1 protein-coding gene is annotated in these 830 nt (G+C 64.5%); it reads left to right on the top strand.

Translation table 11 applies throughout. The annotated features are described in order from the left end of the window. On the top strand, positions 1–817 hold an 817-nt coding region (locus tag ACTXPP_RS14125), incomplete at its 5' end, for an ISL3 family transposase (RefSeq protein ID WP_443342750.1). Positions 818–830: the final 13 nt, after the last annotated feature.

Here is an 830-nt window from a genome sequence, read left to right as displayed (position 1 = left end):
CGGCGTCGACGAGCACAAATGGAAGCATGTTCGCGGTGACGGCACGCCGGGCTTCGTCACCGTGATCGTCGACCTGACCCCACAGGTCGACGGTGTCGGGCCGGCACGCCTGCTGGACATGGTGCCCGGCCGGTCGGCCGATGCGTTCGGTGACTGGCTGGCCGCCAGGCCGAAGCGGTTCCGCGACACGGTGAAGACTGTGACGATGGACGGCTACTCCGGCTACGCGAAAGCAGCATCAGAGCAGGTAGGCAAAGCACGGCAGGTAATGGATCCGTTCCATGTGGTGCATCTGGCCGCCGGCAAGTTGGATCTGTGCCGCCAGCGGGTCCAGAACGAGACGTTGGGCCACCGGGGCCGTAAAGGTGATCCGTTGTACGGGATCCGCCGGTTGATGTTGACCCGCCGGAGTCTGGTCACCCCTGCCCGTGCGGAACGTCTCGATGAGGTGTTGACCGCCGAGGAGCACGTGGCGGTGCAGTTGACCTGGGACTTCTACCAGGAGATCATCGCCGCCTACGACGAGCCGGTGGCCGGGGACGCCAAGTTGAGGATGTTCAAGCTGATCAAGAGGATCAGGTCCGGGGTACCCAGGGGGCTGGGGGAGCTGGCGACGTTGGGGCGGACCCTGTGGCGTAAGCGGACCGCAATCCTGGCGTACTTCGATACCGGCGCATCCAACGGGCCGGTCGAGGCGATCAACGGACGGTTGGAGCACCTACGCGGGATCGCGTTGGGGTTCAGGAACCTGGAACACTACATCTTGAGGTCACTGATCCACTCGGGAGGACTCCGCGGAGCAGTTGACGCACTCTGAAAGGCGAAGAGCC

Source organism: Candidatus Corynebacterium faecigallinarum (assembly GCF_052264515.1).
GTDB lineage: Bacteria > Actinomycetota > Actinomycetes > Mycobacteriales > Mycobacteriaceae > Corynebacterium > Corynebacterium faecigallinarum.
The sequence above is the reverse complement of the archived record's forward strand: the minus strand, read 5'-3'. Positions and strand labels throughout refer to the sequence as shown.